Source organism: Wolbachia endosymbiont of Spodoptera picta, assembly GCF_018141665.1.
Classification (GTDB): Bacteria; Pseudomonadota; Alphaproteobacteria; order Rickettsiales; family Anaplasmataceae; genus Wolbachia.
The window spans coordinates 561802-580171 of record NZ_CP067976.1; the positions used below are offsets into that span (position 1 = coordinate 561802).

The 18370-nt window shown below is 34.2% G+C and carries 12 protein-coding genes; 2 read left to right on the forward strand and 10 right to left on the reverse strand.

Features of this window, described 5'->3' with window-relative positions:
• Positions 1–65 precede the first annotated feature (65 nt).
• The gene (locus tag JKF54_RS02390; protein WP_211908540.1) at positions 66–275 is read left to right on the forward strand and encodes a hypothetical protein; all 210 of its coding nucleotides are present in this window, start codon (positions 66–68) and stop codon (positions 273–275) included.
• Here JKF54_RS02390 and JKF54_RS02395 read toward each other — a convergent pair.
• Both JKF54_RS02395 and JKF54_RS02400 read right to left on the reverse strand, forming a co-directional pair.
• Positions 272–1546, reverse strand: coding sequence for a M16 family metallopeptidase (locus JKF54_RS02395; protein WP_211908541.1), 1275 nt, complete (start codon positions 1544–1546; stop codon positions 272–274). The two genes, JKF54_RS02390 and JKF54_RS02395, sit on opposite strands and share 4 nt — an antisense overlap.
• A gap of 1 nt (position 1547) precedes the next feature.
• Entirely contained in the window at positions 1548–2156 is a 609-nt protein-coding gene (locus tag JKF54_RS02400) for a superoxide dismutase (protein WP_211908542.1), read from the reverse strand.
• A gap of 135 nt (positions 2157–2291) precedes the next feature.
• Between JKF54_RS02400 and JKF54_RS02405 the strand changes: the two genes are divergently transcribed.
• Positions 2292–2825, forward strand: coding sequence for a hypothetical protein (locus JKF54_RS02405; protein WP_211908543.1), 534 nt, complete (start codon positions 2292–2294; stop codon positions 2823–2825).
• A 302-nt stretch (positions 2826–3127) separates the two neighbouring features.
• Here JKF54_RS02405 and JKF54_RS02410 read toward each other — a convergent pair whose 3' ends face one another.
• The 8 genes from JKF54_RS02410 to JKF54_RS02445 all read right to left on the reverse strand — a co-directional run bounded on the left by JKF54_RS02410 (position 3128) and on the right by JKF54_RS02445 (position 18366).
• The gene (locus tag JKF54_RS02410; RefSeq protein ID WP_211908544.1) at positions 3128–3445 is read right to left on the reverse strand and encodes a hypothetical protein; all 318 of its coding nucleotides are present in this window, start codon (positions 3443–3445) and stop codon (positions 3128–3130) included.
• An 87-nt stretch (positions 3446–3532) separates the two neighbouring features.
• Complete coding sequence (rsmD, locus tag JKF54_RS02415) at positions 3533–4081, reverse strand: 16S rRNA (guanine(966)-N(2))-methyltransferase RsmD (RefSeq protein WP_068652427.1); 549 nt, start codon at positions 4079–4081, stop codon at positions 3533–3535.
• 104 nt (positions 4082–4185) lie between these two features.
• On the reverse strand, positions 4186–4815 hold the full coding sequence (locus tag JKF54_RS02420; RefSeq protein WP_211908546.1) for a WD_0853 family protein: 630 nt from the start codon (positions 4813–4815) through the stop codon (positions 4186–4188).
• Positions 4799–8041: a TrbL/VirB6 family protein gene (locus JKF54_RS02425; RefSeq protein ID WP_211908548.1), complete on the reverse strand. Its 3243-nt coding sequence runs from the start codon at positions 8039–8041 to the stop codon at positions 4799–4801. Before JKF54_RS02425 ends, JKF54_RS02420 begins: the two co-directional genes overlap by 17 nt.
• Before the next feature lie 81 nt (positions 8042–8122).
• Positions 8123–10996 carry a TrbL/VirB6 family protein gene (locus JKF54_RS02430; protein ID WP_211908550.1) on the reverse strand — a complete coding sequence of 958 codons (2874 nt, stop codon included), beginning with the start codon at positions 10994–10996 and terminating at the stop codon, positions 8123–8125.
• A complete protein-coding gene (locus JKF54_RS02435; protein WP_211908552.1) occupies positions 10993–13365 on the reverse strand; it encodes a TrbL/VirB6 family protein in 2373 nt (790 codons plus the stop codon). The genes JKF54_RS02430 and JKF54_RS02435 overlap by 4 nt, the downstream gene beginning before the upstream one ends.
• A 17-nt stretch (positions 13366–13382) precedes the next feature.
• Complete coding sequence (locus JKF54_RS02440; protein ID WP_211908554.1) at positions 13383–15968, reverse strand: TrbL/VirB6 family protein; 2586 nt, start codon at positions 15966–15968, stop codon at positions 13383–13385.
• Entirely contained in the window at positions 15961–18366 is a 2406-nt protein-coding gene (locus JKF54_RS02445) for a VirB4 family type IV secretion/conjugal transfer ATPase (RefSeq protein ID WP_211908556.1), read from the reverse strand. The genes JKF54_RS02440 and JKF54_RS02445 overlap by 8 nt, the downstream gene beginning before the upstream one ends.
• Between the last annotated feature and the right edge of the window lie 4 nt (positions 18367–18370).

Genomic DNA, 18370 nt, shown 5'->3' on the forward strand with positions numbered 1-18370 from the left:
CTTTAAAAACTTGACAGTACCGTATATATACGGGTATACTAGAAATATAATTTTGTGAGGCATTTATGGTTAAAAATAAAGAAAAACATCAAATAGCGTTTTGCGTTTCAGCCTTTACACTCTTAGTAGAAAGCTATTTATTTTTACAAAACAGCGAAAAAACTTTCAATAAAATGATTAGTGGTATACGCGATGAACCAGAAAGCAAACTTTTTATAGAAAGGATTTTGCAACCATTCATTGAACTTTTTAGTGAGCATAAGCAACATAACTAAAGTACACTGAGCATAGAAACCACTTTATCGTAACTTGGCAATGAATTAATTTCTCCAATCGCAGCTAAAGTAATTCTTTCATGCTGAGATAGCAATTCTTCTGCTGCTTTTTTTATATCGTAAATAGTAACAGCACTAATTTTTTCTATTAATTCGTTTTTACTGATGTATTTATTATAGTTACCGTAGTAGTGTCCTAACGTTTCAGCACGCGAGCTAACACTTTCGCGTGACATTAAAATTTGAGATTTTACTCGTTCTTTTACTCTATTTACTTCTTCTTCCTTTAAATCATCTGTAGACAATTTCTTCAACTCTGTCGTTATGGCTTTCAAAAGCTTATCTAGATTATTGCTATCTGTACCAGCAAAAATCGAAAGCATTCCTGTATCAGCATAGCTAGAGTTGAATGAGTAAATGGAATAAGCAAGCCCCTGCTTTTCTCTTACTTCCTGAAACAGGCGTGATGACATGCCACTTCCCAGTATGGCATCAAGAACTTTGAATGTGTGATATCTATTATCATCACGAGAAACACTAGGTAGACCAATTAATAAATGTACTTGATCTAATTTACGATGTTCTAAATACTCACCACCGGTATAACTTGCATTCTCGCTTTTTTTCAGCTCTTTTGAATGAATCTTTGAGAGAAAGTCTTTGATTAATTGAACAACTTCCTCATGTTCAACATTTCCTGCAACAGCAAATATAATGTTCTCGCTAAAGTAATGCTCATTTATGTAGTTATCTAGATTAGCTCGAGTAAAAGATTTGACAGTATCTTGCGTACCCAAGATTGACCTACCAAATGGTTGATCTTTATAAGCTGCTTCAAAATACTTATCAAAAATGATATCGCTCGGTGAATCATTAGTTTGAAAAATCTCTTGTATTACAACACCCTTTTCGCGTTCCAATTCATCCTCTGGAAATGTAGAATTCATTAATATATCTATTAATATATCAATGCCAGTTTTTATATCTTTTCTAAGAACCTTTGCGTAATAACTGGTGCTTTCTCTACCGGTGCAGGCATTGAAAACTCCACCTATATCATCAAAAGCTTTCGCAATTTCAAATGCAGTTCTTGTCTTTGTTCCTTTGAAAGCCATGTGCTCTAGGAAATGAGATATTCCATTTTGACTTGCACTTTCAGCTCTACTGCCAACACCAACTCGTATATTTAAAGCTACGGAATCAACTTCATGCACTCGCTCAGTTATTATGCGCAGACCATTATCTAGTTTTGTTACTTGTGGTATATTCATCTTATATATTCTTCTTTAAATTCTCTTCTACAAAATCCCAATTGATCAAATGATCAAGAAAAACTTTTATGTAGTCAATTCTGCGATTTTGGCAATCCAAATAGTATGCATGCTCCCATACATCCATAGTAAGTAGTGGCACCTGGCCATAAATTAGCGGTAGATCCGCATTTGGAGTTTTAGTGATTTTGAGTTTTCCTTTTTCAAGCACTAACCACACCCATCCACTACCAAATTGGCTTACTCCATAATGTGAAAATTCTTCACAAAATTTGTCAAAGCCACCAATATCATCTTGAATTTTTTTTGCTAGAAGAACATCATCTTGAGGCTTACCACCACCATTCTTTTTCATTGAATTCCAATAAAAAGTGTGATTCCAAACTTGTGCTGCATTGTTAAAAATAGGAACTGTATTATTATTTCCATGAACTTTCGTTACTAATTCCTCAATTTCCATATGTTGATAATCTGTGTTTTCAACCAGTTCGTTGAGTTTATTTAAATATCCCTTATGGTGCTTATCATAATGAAAATCTAATGTCTTTACAGATATATAAGGCTCTAAAGCTGTTTTATCATACGGCAACTCAGGTAAAGTAAAACTCATGCTGACCTCTTTATTTTCGATGGTATAGTAATATGTGCTTTTGCGCAACAGATAATTTAGTTAGGTAGTGATTGCATTTATTCTAAAACAAGCGATATTAGTAAGATAATTATGTTTTTATTTTATAGGGGTAATATGTCAAGTTCATATAGTAATTTTAAGAAATATGTTAAATTCGGAGATGTTCCTACCAAAAGCGTTCGAGGTAACGAAGTTCCACAAAATAATTTCTATAAATCCGTTCATTATATTAATAGTGTTATTGGGCCAGTGAAGAATGTAGCTCTTGGTAGTTACAAAAAAAATCCTCCTATGATTTGGATTATTACTTTTGCGTTAGCTAGTGTAATTCTGCAACCTTTATATCTAGCATTGGCGTATTTGTCATACTGGACGGCAAAAGGGTTAGCGAAAGTAACAGATAGTTATGATCTTAAGTGCAATACAAGATCATTGATAGATTATTCATCTATGTTATCAAATAAGGCACGGAATCACAGTGATACATTAGCTACATTTGTTAACGCAGTTTTGAGTTATGCTGTTAGTACTGTCATTTGGGCTGCTGCGCTTGTTATTACACCACTAGTTTGGACTATTGATAAAGTAGCAAGTAAGTTTAGTGATGCAAAAAGTGAAGGTGTTGGTAGTCCTTCTTTTTCAAAATAGATAGCCTACCAAGTACATGTGAAACCATTGTATCTGTGTGGCAAAATAAAGTAGAAGAGATAAAGACACCTATAGAAGCAAGAGGATGTCATGCCAGTGCGTGACACTGGCATCCCGATAGAATGTTGAACATTTTTTTGCCTTTCGAGAGCGAGTTCTTTCAACCGAAACACTACATGCACGTTATCATCATCAATTTCAATGCGTTGAACTAATTTTCTTATTATCTCAAGTTTAGTTTCCCAATCTGCCTGATTAAGCTCTCTCAGAGGAAAAACTTTCTACACTGTTTGTGATAAAATCTAATTCTCTCTGTAGCCTCTTTTCATCGATAGCTTCTTCCCTTTGATCTCTGATTCCTTTAACTCCTTTTCCATGCTCTCAACTTCTAAGTCATACTTTTCCTTCGTTATATGACCCCTTGCATATACATAAGCTAATCTTTCTATACCTTGTTCTATTTTATCTGCGCTTTTTTCAATCTCATCCTTTGCCTGCTTATTTTCATATTTTAAAAGTCTAACCTTTGTCATTGCCTCTGGTTCTTTGAGTACCATCTTCATTTCTTTCCATACTGCTTCTTCTAGTATATCAACTCGTATTGATTTGCTGTTACACACCCTATTCCCACCAAAACGAATTGATTTTTTCTTTCAGTCCTCGGAAAAATCTTACTTAGCTTAGCTATAGATGTTTACAAAAGAAATTCAAGTGAGTGAAGAAAGAAAAATTATTTTTGCAATACCGTAGGTACGCTCCACAACTATATTGAAGTTTTTATTGCACTCAAAACCTTCATTTTTCCTCATTTCTAGAATTATTAACGCATTATCATTTAACCAGCCTGAGTGAGCTAACTCGTCTAAAGTTGAGTTAACCAGATTGATATTATAAGGTGGGTCCATAAAAACTATATCGCACTTTGAAATAGGTCTTGGTAATCCGTTAGCATTGCAACAAATTAACGTGATATCGTTCGTAATTCCAAGATCTTCTGCTGTTTTTTTAGGCAGTTGCAAATTGTAATAATCTGAATCTACCATGAATGCATGTTTAGCACCTCGAGAAAGTGCTTCAAATGAAAAAGAGCCACTTCCGCAGAACAAATCAAGTACATTTAGGTTATAAATAGGTTTTCTTGAAGAAAGTATACTAAATATTGCTTCTCGGACACTACTCATAGTGGGCCGTGCAGATAAATTCTTGCCTGTAGTTATTTTTCTTCCACGATATTTACCCGCAATAACACGTAACATATAAAACAAGTTCGAAGTTAACTAATTATTTATAATACACATTTAATGTCAACATAGCTTCAGCAGTCTAATAGAAAGAAGGTTGCTTGTGGAGGAACGCAAGATCAATCGCTTTTCTTTGATTTATTTTCTATACTGATTGCACGACCAATCTCGTCTTGTAAATCATCATGGTTGTTTTTTTCATCATGACCCATCCCTTCAATTCTAATTTCTAACTCTAACTTAATTAAAGTATTGATTTTCTCTATACTATCGAGGAAATTGTGACACTCTTCATCACTATATTCCTCACCAGATGCTTTTTTTTCTATAAATAGACTTTTGAACCCTATTAGATCAGAACTCTGATCGGCATTCAACACAATATTTCTCTCTATAAAACTAAGATCTGATAGTAACAAACTAACCTCTAATAGATCTTCACTTTCAATGTTTGCAAGATTATCAAGATCGTCTAAAATAGAGAACATCTTAAGCTCCTTCTGTGCAATTTCTTTGTCTTCTTTGTCAAATTCTGACGATAGCCCTTTATCATCTATAAGTCTCTCATTCAGAGCTTTATTTAGCTTTGAAAGACTAACATCACCTTGCTTAGTGCTATCTAGTAACAAATCTACCCTCGCTCTGCGCGCATTTAAAACATCATTGTAATCGTTTAACTTGATATTACCATCTTCGTCTTGCTGAAGACCATAATAATTTAGCCCTTTGAAATTACGATTCTTCATCATTCTCTATGTTCTCATTCCTTTCATTATCTTGACGCTCTCTATCTTCTCCGGCACGTATAGCTTCTGTAGTGTTTTTTAGGGTTTCTGGTTCCGTACCTAATTTTCGATTTGATTGATTAGGCTTATTTTCTTTTGATGATTCATCTTCTTCTGGTTCTCTCTTGCGGCCAATAGTGTAGTCATGAAGCTTCTCAAGAAATTCCCGTCTATATGTTTTTGCTCTATAGAGTAGATTATGCTGGTAACCATCCTTTTCTCCTGTAGCAGGGTTAATTCCTATAGAGTCGAGACCATGTTCCCAAGTAAACTTCATAGCATCTTCTATTGTATATCCCAAATGTGATCCTACATATCCTTTATAATATTCTAAATATTTATCAATTCTTCTATGTGCAATATCTTCTTTATCAATTCCAAACGCCCTGTAGATTTTTTCCTCAAGCTTATCAATATCATTTTTAGGTGATGTTGCAAATTTTGTTGCTTCAATAGTAGCACCTACAAGCTTACGTGGCACATTAATAGCATATTTCAGCACACCCCCAACTCCTGGTATTCTATCTAGCAAATTAGCTGTACCTCCAGCTAATCTGTCCGGTACATGAGTAGCCCAATTACCTAAAGACTCTAGCCCTCCACCAATTTTATCTTGCATCTGTTGTTTTAATCCCTGCATTAAACCAGTCACAGGTGATGCTTGATACATACTAGATATATTGTAAACACCAAACCCACCACCGGCAATGCTTGAGCCCATCTGCTGTACAAACTCCTTCAAAGAAAACATCAAAAACGAAAGCAAGAACAATACAAAGATCTCTCCTGCGTTGATTAAATAACCTCTCTGTATGTCTTGCACCCTTTGGTAATCACTATTTTCTTTATAATTTTTGCAATCCTCACAATCTTTACATTTCTGACAGTATTCACTGTTGGGATCCTTATATAAATCATGAAGTTTCAGTATTCTACAACCTTGTTTTTTTATCGCACTCCGCACTAAAGATCTTATTTCATTAATTATTTCCCTATAACTATTGCATTTATTTATATCTTGACAGTAGCGTTTTATTATTTCACTAACATCACCTATCCTTTTCTCTATATTGTTGATCAGTAATATAATGTCTGCCCTCTCTGATGCATGAGATAAACTATTTGTTAAGCGTACTAGATCTTTTGCACTACAGCCATTACTAACTATCATATCACTTTCCGCAATATAGTGGTCTGCTGGATTATCTTTAGTTCCAGGAATTGGATTAAAGAAAGGATAATCTATATAACGAAAACCTTTATTAATGTAATCTGGTGGAAGAGGGATATATCCAGCTCCACCAGTAAACTTTACTGTACCACCTATTCTGCTTAGTTTTTCTATACCTTCTATATTCTTATCTACGTTCAATGGAGAAGCCTCTCCAATAGCATAAGGTACAAAAATTTGCCCTGGAGTCCAGCTAAAGTATTCTTTATCAATTATACAAAAACCACCAAATACCCATTTTGGAGCACATAACTTTATTTCAAGCCATTTATTATAGCACACAGTAAAGCCTAACTGTTTATAAAAGGTATTCATTATCATCGCAGCAAGTAATGACAGCAGGGTAAATATCATAATTGATTGCAAACAGAAACTAATACAGAATTTTATCCAACCCTCAAATAGACTTTTCAGTGGTGAAAATAAAATAGAGATTAGGAATAGCGGCATTATAGCTACAAGAAAAGCTATACCCATAAAACCAGAAAGGAATATTATGTAAGCATACATACACAGCAGGAAATATAAGACAATCCCTATAAAAATTGCCGGTATCATAAGGAGACTTGCCCACATTTGATAATGTAAAAATGCTGCAAACTTTTTCCAAACAGAGTAAGCAAAAAACTTATTAAACATATCCTCCATGAAGCTAAACAATTTAGCTTCATTTCCTTGAGCAACGTTTGAATTACCTCCGGTGTTCATGTTGGGAGCAAAATTAGTAATTATGCTTATCAATTGTTCAAGACCTTTAACAAATAAAACAAGAAAATGATCATAGAAAAATCTAAAACTTCCAGGAGATATAAGCACTATTACTAGGGTGATTTTCATCATTCTGATGAGCATATCATGCTTAGTTTCTCTTATCATTCCAAAAAGATAAAGAAGCGATGAAATCACTATAAATAGAACAAGCAAGGAAAGAACAAAATTGTGAAAGCTCGTACTTTTTTCAGCTATATTTTGAAACATCGCTTGTGCAGCTGCAGGATCATTGCTATCAAAATGCTTTTTACAATTTTCGTTAATCAATAATACACATTTTAGATAGTTATAAACGTAATCAAAAAATCCAAAGTTACTTGGTTTCTGCACTCCGCTCAAAAATTCAAAAGAGTAGCCACCTGCATTATCTAGATAATATCTATCTAATATCTTTACATATATTTTCCATCCTTTTTCTAACCTCACCGTGTTACAATTCCTGTCCTGTAATGTGGTGTTATCTCTGTCTAAAGTAAAAAGCCCACTTCCATTTTCCGCTACGGAATTGTAACCTAGATGTACAGTAGGAGACTCAGGGTTACGCATGGATTTTAAATTTTCGTTAGGACTAGAATCGCTAGGCCTTTTAAATAAAAGATAAGCACCATGTCCGTTAGTAAACCAACATGGAACACCGCGTTTTTCTCTGTTATCATCTTCACTAATACACTTGCAATTTACAGTACAACTTGCATTAGGATTACTTGAAATTTTTTGTGTACTAGATTTGTAATCATTACAAATTAAGCGAAAGTCAGGCAAACTATTATCGCCTTGTTTACCTTCAAACTTAGTCGCATATTTTAGCTGTTCCAAGCTTTGCAAATTATAACTACCTTTAGATTCTTTCTTATTACTATTACTCCAAGATGTCCATGCACCATTTACTCGTACTACTAAACTATCTCCATTGGTTTCAAATCCAGTATCTTTCCACTTCACCACTTGATTAGAGTGAAAACCATAATTGACTTCACCAGTATCATAGTCAATAATTTCCTGATCTTCGGGAACAAAGGCATCGTGATCTCTTGAAAAATGAGCACCAACTGCAACCGGTTCAGGACCAAAATAATCAGCAGATATACATCTTGGAAAAGGCATATCATTCTTACTACAACCTGTAACCAGCACACAGATTACCAAAATTAATAACCTAAACCAACATTTGCCTAAGCGTGATTGCATACCTAAACTTTTTCCAATACAGAATAAATTTCTAAAACCTTACTTCAAATATCTTTTTAATTAGTTACTCCATATATCTCATCAATCTTCCTTGACTTGTCCTTTTGTTTTATCAGAATCCTTTTGCTTATCTGGCTGGCTTAGTGTTTCAGATTTGCTCATTTCTCTGCCAGTACTCGCTTTCCCATCTGCTTGCTTTGGTGTATCAGGCAATTTAGCTTCAATTTTGCTACGATCTTTACTCATTCCCTGCTTGATGTTATGTATCATATTTTGGGTTCTATCATCAAGGCCAACAGTTGACAGCATAGCTTGTGATGCGCTCCTAGAAATATGACTAACACTTTGAGCAACTCCATAACCAGAGCTGAACAACGCCTGCGCCATAGTTTCTGATATAGAAACAAAAGCTTCCATTGCACTAGCAATGATGAGATATATAAATGCCTGGATTAGATCTATAGGTAATGCTGCAAAGTGCCCACCAGCCCTTTCTCCAGTACTGAGCGCAACATCAACACTAGTACCAGGACTATACCCAAGAGGTAATATTGATTTCATAAGACACAGATCATACGATAAAAAATTTACACTAATTAAGCATTGATAGCATGCAGAAAAATTTGTGAGGTTGTATAGAACTGAATACATTAACTGGTTTAAAAGAGACAAGGATGAAAATAAAATGACTGGTTGCAATGAAACATGAGCCAGCGTTTTTATCCAATTATCAAATAATGTTTTAGTTTGTTGAAATAGAATAAATACGATAAATAAAGGTGCTAATGACAATAAAAATGCCACTAAAACAGTAGATATTACATACTTAAACGTAGCACTAATAATGCATCTTAAAAACACAAAAGTAGCATAAAGTATTGCCAAAAATGCAATAAAGCCAAAAGATCCTGATAGCATTAAAGACAAAAATTTCAGCCATGTTTCTCCTGTAAATAATACTCCCGCTGTTAAATCTAAGAATGCAAATTTTTTACCTCCTTCTCCTATATAGCCAGAAAAACTATCAACTAAATAAATGCTACCATCAACAAAAAGCCCAGACAAAGTTGTACCAAAGAATTCCCAACTTCTATCACTAAAAGCAAAAACTATAAATGCTATTTTGAATATTCTTATAATAAAATCGAATTTACTTAATTGTATTGTTCCAAGCATATAGCCAACAACAGTAAATGTAACGTATAGAATAAGCAAAGCTCTTATTCCTTGTAGAAGCCCCTTTCTATATCCTTCATATGGAATTTTAATTCCGTCTTCACCCCCGTCTGTTATGAAATCAAAAATCTTGTTTACAGTTGATGAAATAAAATCGTTTATTTTTCTTTTTAAAAATAAATTTACTGTGTATTTGTTATCTTCATAATATTTGCCTTCTTTGTCCGTAATATCATCTTTCTTTACGTTTTCTACATTAATACCAAAGTATATCTTTTTAGACTCTTTATCCTTTAAATGACTTCCATCTATTATGTAATAGTCTACATTATCCTCTGTTATTTTATCTAATTTCTTTACTTTTTTGAAATTATTAGTCTTTCGAGCAGATGGATCTTCTGGCGGGCTATCACCCAAGTACATATACAATTTTTTGCCACTATCGAAGTTACATGATCTAGTTACTTCAACATGATATCCACCTCTATGAAGAAAGTAATTGCCATTGCTTGCTATAGCAAGCATTACACTACTACCAGGTTTCACCTTTTTATTTATCCCATAGTCATGATTTAACTTTAAGGAAAAATCCCTAAAATTATCACTTATTTTTGAGCATACTAGGCCATCACTTGTTTCTTTTCTTTTTGGAAAACATTGAACAGTATTCTGATCATCAAGATCGCCAATTTTTGCAACAAGAGCTTCGGCCCAGGAGATATCTTCAGTTTCTTCTTCAATGTTTGATATAAAATCAGTGTTATCTTTATTTTCTTCAATCTTTTTAAGTTTATCTTCAACTCCTTTAAGATGAGAATACATATCACATTTGTTGTTCTTATCATAATTTTTGTACCTTACAGAAGAAACACAATTTCCATTAAAATCTATACCTTGTTTAGCATAACATATCTTCTGATAGTAACAATTAAGCTCATAAGAGCTGTACTTGCTTATCTCATTAAAATCACATTTTTTTCCATTACATAATTTATCCAGTCCTATTTTAGTTCGTCGTAAATCTAACAATGCACCATTTATCCATGAATTTTGAATATAATCCTTATTAAAATGTACCTTATTATCATATGGAGTGTAGCCATTACCAACTAGCACTCTTCTTTCTTCTATGTTCTCTTTATTAATCTTAGGAAATTCTACTTTAGTCCTCTTACCACTTTCTCCACAAAAGAACGTTCCTCCATTGAGCATGTCTTTTATTGTAGCTTTGTCTTTTTTATCATTTTCTTCAGCTCTATAGCAATTGTCATCAAAGCTGATACCTTTCCCTTCCGGATTGTCATAATTAATCGTTATCTCTCTGGGAACTAAGCTAAAGCTTAACTTATCACCAGGATTTGCTTTAATTCCGGTATCTACATAACGTCTATTGCTATAGAATTCATTATTTCCAAAGCCTATATTCCCACATATTTCTCGTTCATCAAGACTAGCATTATCAATTAACTTATTACTGTAATTTGGTATTAAATCATTAGCACAAAATACAGCGGGCACAAGTACTCTCTTTGGATTTTTCCCTTCTTTAAGAGGACAAAAATTTACTGACCCACCAAGAGTAAATTTGATTTTTTCATCCTTGCTAATTACTTGACCAGAATCAACCCAATGAATTTTAACTCCTTCGCCAGCTTCACGAACTGGAACATCTATACTGACACTAGTATTTCTACTCTGCAGCCCAGGTTCAACACAATCCATTGTGCAGCCAGTAATTACAAGACATAGTATCAATAATAATGATTTTCTGCTCATCATTGATTTCCTGTGTTTGTCGGTATTTTAGGTGCTGATCTTTGAGCTGATTGTGGTATTTGAGGTCTTCGACTTGGTGTACCAGATTGCTGACCTGCTCTTCTTTGGATACTTTGTTCATCTAAACCTACTGTTCCCATTAAGCTTTGCTGATATTGCCTTCCTGGTTCGCTTGCCACATAAACACCAAACAACGAATCAGATATTGTTGAAGATGCCTCAACTAAAGCTTTCATAGCATGTCCCAAAATCACAAAAGCCATCATAGCTGTGATGTCAGGTGCATGTTTGGAAGCATAACCATAAATAATACAAGGATTAAAAATCTTTAAGTTAAGATTAAGTATACATGTAGGGCAGACCTCAAAATTAAAGACCGAATACACAATATAATCCATAACCTGGCTTATTAATGATATAAAAATTAAAAGCACTACCGGATGAATTGCAAATCTTGCTAAATTTTTGACCCAATTGTGAAACATCTGTCTAGTATATCCAAATAGAAGGCAAATAATAAAAAGAGGCGCCAAAGAAAGCAATAATGCAACTATTGCTATAGATGTGATAAAAGAAAATAAGGCGTTAAACATCGATAAGCTCACTGTTATCAAACCCCAAATCACCAAGCAAAACGATACAATACCCAAAGGACCGGAGAATATAAGAGATACTATTAGTAACACTGAGTGTGCTGATAAAAACCTATTGAGCGGTAAATCAAGAAATTCAAAAACATTTGATGTTGTACCTCTGAAATTTGCTATTTCTATTAACTGTTTTGGAGCATTAACAAAAATAGAAAATGCATTGTTATAAAAAAAACTCCAACTGTTATCGTTCAGCAATTGGGTAATAACTCCTATCTTTACACATATAATTAAAAATTCATATATAGAAGCATGAGACAATCCAAAAAAATAATAAAGGGTGTATAAAACTATATATAATACTAATAACGACACTATTGTAGATCTGATGGTATTTGTTCTATTTGATGCTACAAAACTTTGATAAAGAGACTTCACAGGGCTAGTATCAGAGTGAATCGCATTAGTGTCTTTGTAGCTAGAACCGAAAAATGCAGTTTTTACTTTTTCATCAAAAAAATTATATATCGCACTAAAAGTTCTTACAGGTGGCTCTTTAGTTGTAAGGTTAATGCTAAACTGACCCTCATTTTTCTTATAATCACAGCCATGATCTCTTATTCCGTAATATATAGTGCCACTCTTGTCCTTTAGCTTTTCTTTTAAGCCTTCCATATATTGAGTATTATAAACTTTGCTAATGTCTAAAAGTACATCTCCCTGAGTTTCATCGGGCTCACGCTCAGGAAATTTGTCAGAAACGCTTATATATAAGCTTTTTTCTAAATTAGGGATTCTTGTTACTCTTATGTTGAAACCACCCTTGCCCTTACCATCACCTAAACTAAAAGTTAACTCTGGTTTTGGATGGTTACGATCTATCTTATGATCACAGTTAATACATATACCGCCTCCTGGAATGTGTTCAAATTCCTCATTATCCATGTGAACACGTAATAGTGTAATGTCAGTTTTTACCCGTTTTTCCTTTAATACGTTATCAATAATTTCAGCAATAACAGATTCACCTCTAGAATTTAAAGTATTGAATATCTCACCTTCTATACTATTGTATTCAATATATAAGCAACCTTTTTCTCCGCTGCCGAAAGAAAATTTACAGATACGTCCGCAGAGTAAATTTAAAATGCGCGTATCTATCTTACTTGCACTGCTCTCTGAAAGCTTGCTACAGTCTACATTTTCCCCTTGCTGTTTTATAGAGTCGATGACATTTCTAATTTCCTCTCTTTCACTTTGATCTAATTCTGAAGACCAGTACTCTTTTCCATTTAACCATTGTGCATTGCCTATTTCATATTTATTAGGACATATTTCACCTTGACACTTCTCTTGATTTAAAACATGTGAAAAATACTCCTTTTCCCCTTCACCGCAATTTTCGTCAATTTTTTTGTAGGTGACCATGCCATTATTGTTTTTACACATTTTACTTCCAACAACACTAAAGCTTATCGCATCACCAGCTTTAAGCGCAAACGGTAATGTAACGTTTCTTACTCCAGGTTCAATTGCAAAATCTTTATATTGCGAACAAAAATTAACCTTATTAGGCACTATATTAATCTCTGTTACTTTTATTTTATCCGAAATATAGACTCCAGAATCAACCCATTTCTGCTCTGTTGACACTATATCCAATTTCTCACGCAAGCCTGATGAATCTTCTGGCTTAATACACCCGCACCCAGATAATAAAAAGAGTATCACAAAACTTATGCATAGCTTAACCAAGTTTTGGTTGCTCAAATGTTCAAACATCTGTTACTCACCTGCGCTCACTCTCCACCTGGTTTTATAGATTCACTAGAGGAAGATCCCGATCCCTTATTATCATCTCCACCTCCTCCAATAGCCCCTCTTGCCTTATTTACAGCCGCAGCAGCAACTTGACCAGCACCTCCAGCAGCAGCTTTGGCAGCAGATAAAGCTTTATTCACCATTTGTGCAGGAGTGCTACCTGAACCAAGTGCTGCTCTGTGATTACCAGCAAGCTCAGCAGCCATGCCGGGAAGAACGTTTAAAAAGTGGTAAAAGAGGAATAATACTAAACACAATTTTAATAATTCTCCGATTAGAGAGCTGCCAAACTCCATGTATGTAAAGTCGAATAGACCAAGTATGCTGCTCTTTTTAAAGCTATAATTTTGCATCATACATGCGAGAGTAGTTTCATTTTTATCACATTCCCCATCTTTCAATTTAAACCACTGTTTTTTCTTACTATATGAGATTTCTGCTTGTTTCTTTTCATATGACTTGTCTGGTTGTTCATTTTTATATGACTCGTCCAGTTTAAAATTTAAATTTTTAAAATAGATTTTATCACATGCTATGAACATAAAAGATAGAAATGCAAAAAGGATAACTGGGTATAAACTGTAGGTAATTAACTCTTTTAGCCAACCATCAAAATATCCCTTAGTATGTTGAAACAAAACCATAGGAATGAATAAAGGCGATAAGATGATAATTACACTAAGCGCAACTAAAGATAAGATAAATACATAGCACATCCACAAAATAACCATCATCATCAAAATGGCCATAAATATACAGACAAGAGCTACTAAGATCTGTCCACCAGCGAAAATAATACCAATCACCGAACCTGCAACTAACAAGACAGGAGCAGCGCCAAGCAAAACCGCTAACGTTGCAACACCTCCAGTACCAATTTTGCCACCAATTCCATCTAAAGGGGCACCTAAATAAAATAAAATTCTGCAATCAAGCCTATCCCAAGGTGCAAGATAACTGTAAGATACCCTCTTTCCTGCGCGATCGTATTCATAATCTGTACCTGACTCATAATTACATATATTTTTACTTTCAGATGACGCTTTAAGCACTATCTCTGACAAACCATTTGAAAGCTTTGTTAATTCCCCGTAATAATGAGACATAGTGCTACCTGTCGTAAAGTAAATCACTAAAGCGAATTTAATGATCAACATGTACATTTCTTGCGGACTACGCACTCCACCAGACATAACTTTTATAGAGAACAGTATTAAAGCTAAAACTAGAACAGCAGTTACAGTATTTTTCAACCTTCCTTGTGCTACAGATAAAAAACTACCCTTCTCCTGTCCTTTTTTTTCTCCATCTTCATATTTTAGCTTATCACCATTTGAGTCAATACCTGCAACTAAATTATCTAACGATTCCTTAATGCATTGCACTATCATAGAAGTTATAGGAATAGGAGATAATGACTTACTTCCCGCTTGATTGTAGCAAGCTTCAGAGACATACGAGCTAAAACAGCTTTTATTGTCATAACCTACAAAAATTTTTCCTTCTTTTTCTTTTTTCCTGATAAGAGTTTTATAATCGTCATCCCTGTTGATAAAACTCCTTTCTTCACCACCTGTACCATCTTTATTTTTGAATAATATCACAGATTGTTCACACATAGGAGCAATCCGATCAGGCGGTAATTCCGTGCATCCTATATCAATTCCTTGCGGCCAAGCAGTTCCAGCTGCCCTAACTTCAGCCAATTCCACACATAACCTACCCATTTTTCTCAGTGCCCTGAACGTTGATCCATATATGTCTTCGCTCTGTCCAGATTTAAGCACTTTACATTCTAGATCGCCATCAACCTTCGGAGACCATGACCCACTTTCATATCCAGTATCTTTCTCTCTGATATCAAAGTCTATGTATCCATCTTCCCCTCTGAAATTAAAGTCATTCGTCTTGAAAAGGTTGCCAAATGTTAAAGGATTGCGATGACATACTTCTATGTATTCACTATATTGCACCCCATTTTTTGGCCAGTAGTAGTGTTCCCTATCAACATTCACAACATCCCAATCAGTAAAGTTTAAAATATCTTTCTCTGTTTGTTTTCCATCTTTTCCTGATCTTTTCTGTAATGCAGAAAAATATTCATCTTCTGTTCGATAATTTTTATCTGTATCACCACTATAACCTGTATCTTTTAGTTTAAAATTTTTATATCTCCCATCATTATCGTATGCAACTGGATGCCTAACAAAACTATGCTGACAAACAATAAGTCCCCCAACTGCCTTCCAGACTCCAACAATTGCAGCTATCATTCCAACGATAACAAGAGCAGTAAATAAACCAGCAGAAGAGACAATCAAAACAATACCAGTAAATATTGCACCAATAGCAATTGCTATCCCAGCAACTGCTGCAGCTGTTTCAAACGCCTTACAGTCAGGATCAGAGGCACGGCTAAAACTACCATTAGAATTAAACCTGCTAACAAATTCTGTCTTTTCAGTACCACTTACTACATCTGCAAATACTGGATATGAGAGTAAAAAATCTATATTTAATAAAAATATCGCAACTAACAGTAATGACAGTTTAGTTTTAAACATTTTTCACCTTTTGATAAAACACAGGCAACCACATCTTTGGATCATCTCCGAGTTCTTTCAATATATCATGTAACAATAGGACACTTTCTGCACGTCCAGATAACACGTTGACCACATCATCCAAATCTTTCAGATCTATTCTAGCTACTACAGCATTAACTCCCTGCTTTACTAAAAAGAATCTAGTACTTGGATCTGTGTGTTTGATCAGTGTATACTCACGTTCAGTTAACATAAAAACATCTCGATAGACACTAGTAGCTTTCAGATTTGGCAAAAAAATTTGTGTTGCTGTCTGCTGTACAAGCGTATCACTAATAGCACTTTTACTTGCATCTTCAACACTCTGAGTAGCAAAAATCACAAAAGCATTTAACTTTCTCAGCACTTTCAACCAGTCTTTTATCTTAGGTGCAAAAACTGGATTATCTATTAACGCCCATGCTTCATCAAGAACAATAATAGATGGAGTGCCATCAAGCGATATACTAATCCTATGAAACAAATAAATCAAGACCGGCCCAAGAGCAACAGGATCTTTTAGCAAGCTAGCCATTTCAAAGCCAAACACTCTTGCTTTTGAAAAATCTAGCAAATCTTCTTTATTGTCAAATATTGCAGCATGAGAGCCATCATCATGCCACATAGATATTGCTCCAGCTAGAGTATCAGGGCCCGCAAGTCCTAAAAATGGTACAAGATTTCTCAAAAATCTGTCTTCTTTTTTTAATTTAAAATTTCCCTCAATTGCATCATTAATTCTAGCAATATCTTCTGAAGTGAATTTATCGTTGTACACTAAAATTAAAGATTTTATCCATTCCATCAAAAATGTTTTATTATCAGGAGTATCGTCAAGTTGCAGAGGATTAAAATTTGTCTTAGTTCTTGGTTCTATTATAGTATAGATACCACCAAGTGCTCTTAAAAAAATTTCTGCACCGCGATCTTTATCAAAAAAGAATATTCTTGGAGAAAATTTCATTGCTTGAGCACATAAAAAATTCATTAAAACAGTTTTGCCAGCACCTGTTGGCCCAATTATCATAGTATGTCCAACATCCCTTATATGAAAGTTGAAGAAAAATGGAGTGCCAGATGTTGTATCAAAAACTGTAACAGCATCTCCCCAGTGGTTATTGAATTTTTTACCAGTAGGATAATTATGTTGAGATGCAAAACCGGCCAAATTAAGACTACTTATTGTACCTTTTCTTACTATATAATCAAAATTACCAGGAATTTGCGCCCAAAATGCTGGTTCTAGATTAACCCTCTCACGAACAGGATAAACACCACAATTAGAAAGCTCCGATTCAACCAATGATAAAGCATTGTCCAATGATTTAGGACTTTTTTCTATACATAAGATAGTTAAATGGTGTTCACCAAAAGCAATTTTACCACTCATTGCATCATCAAGCGCATGAGAAATTTCTGCTATTTGAGAAATAGCTTTATCTGCAGATTGTATCATACGATTTTGCTGTATCTGCATTTTCGCAATTGCCATTTGCCTATTTGTAAATTGAAAAGACTGCGTGATAATAAATTCATAAGGAAGTTGTAAAAAAGAATCAAGCATTCCTGCAGAAGTATTATTTCCATATTCTTTGATACTAACTATTCCAGCATATTTACTTTCATTATGAGTCACAACCTGTATCATCTTATGGCCAAAAAATAACCTATGAACTGGTAAGTATCTTGATATTTCAGTTTTTAGTGGAAAAAGCGTATTTGTAACAAAGCCACAATTTACAATTCTAGACAGAAACTCCATTATTTCACAAAACAGTCCGTTTGGAGTTTCTTTTACTCCAAGGACTTTAGGCGAATAATTCCTAAGGCTTGTTACTATACGATTTGTCGTTTCCTCTAAATCTTCATAGGTATCACGCATATCACTTTCCCAAGCATGTTTTGAAGTTACATGCCCAAATTTTTTCAGTAGATGTGATAAAAATTCTACTCCCTTTGTATCTGCCCTACGAATAATCGTAATGTATAAATCATTAATAAAAGATTGCCTAGTTGCGTGTTTTTCTCTCCATTTTAGATTTACATGGTTAGCAAAAAAATTTGGTAAACTCTGATTTGCAAATTCATCAGAAAAAATATTTTTCTTACGTCTGATGGTATGAAAGTACAAACTAAATGCTGGAGATGAAATGCTTCTTAGCATCTGATTTCTGATATTATTTTGTATCACCAAGTCTTCATCATCGGCCGTTTCAAACGCAAAGCCATTTAATTTTATAAATTTAACTAACCAATTCTGCTTTGTTATCAAGGTTGTACTATTCCAATAGCAAGAATAAGGTATAAATTCGGCAGCGTGAACCTCTCTACTTAGAATAGATTTATTCTTTGATTGAATAGCTCTAAATCTCAACATTGCA

What these genes read in the sequence shown, in the direction of transcription:
- JKF54_RS02390 (WP_211908540.1), top strand. Translation starts at nt 66, where the DNA reads ATGGTTAAAAATAAAGAAAAACATCAAATAGCGTTTTGCGTTTCAGCC.
- JKF54_RS02395 (WP_211908541.1), bottom strand. Translation starts at nt 1,546, where the DNA reads ATGAATATACCACAAGTAACAAAACTAGATAATGGTCTGCGCATAATA.
- JKF54_RS02400 (WP_211908542.1), bottom strand. Translation starts at nt 2,156, where the DNA reads ATGAGTTTTACTTTACCTGAGTTGCCGTATGATAAAACAGCTTTAGAG.
- JKF54_RS02405 (WP_211908543.1), top strand. Translation starts at nt 2,292, where the DNA reads ATGTCAAGTTCATATAGTAATTTTAAGAAATATGTTAAATTCGGAGAT.
- rsmD (WP_068652427.1), bottom strand. Translation starts at nt 4,081, where the DNA reads ATGTTACGTGTTATTGCGGGTAAATATCGTGGAAGAAAAATAACTACA.
- JKF54_RS02420 (WP_211908546.1), bottom strand. Translation starts at nt 4,815, where the DNA reads ATGATGAAGAATCGTAATTTCAAAGGGCTAAATTATTATGGTCTTCAG.
- JKF54_RS02425 (WP_211908548.1), bottom strand. Translation starts at nt 8,041, where the DNA reads ATGCAATCACGCTTAGGCAAATGTTGGTTTAGGTTATTAATTTTGGTA.
- JKF54_RS02430 (WP_211908550.1), bottom strand. Translation starts at nt 10,996, where the DNA reads ATGATGAGCAGAAAATCATTATTATTGATACTATGTCTTGTAATTACT.
- JKF54_RS02435 (WP_211908552.1), bottom strand. Translation starts at nt 13,365, where the DNA reads ATGTTTGAACATTTGAGCAACCAAAACTTGGTTAAGCTATGCATAAGT.
- JKF54_RS02440 (WP_211908554.1), bottom strand. Translation starts at nt 15,968, where the DNA reads ATGTTTAAAACTAAACTGTCATTACTGTTAGTTGCGATATTTTTATTA.
- JKF54_RS02445 (WP_211908556.1), bottom strand. Translation starts at nt 18,366, where the DNA reads ATGTTGAGATTTAGAGCTATTCAATCAAAGAATAAATCTATTCTAAGT.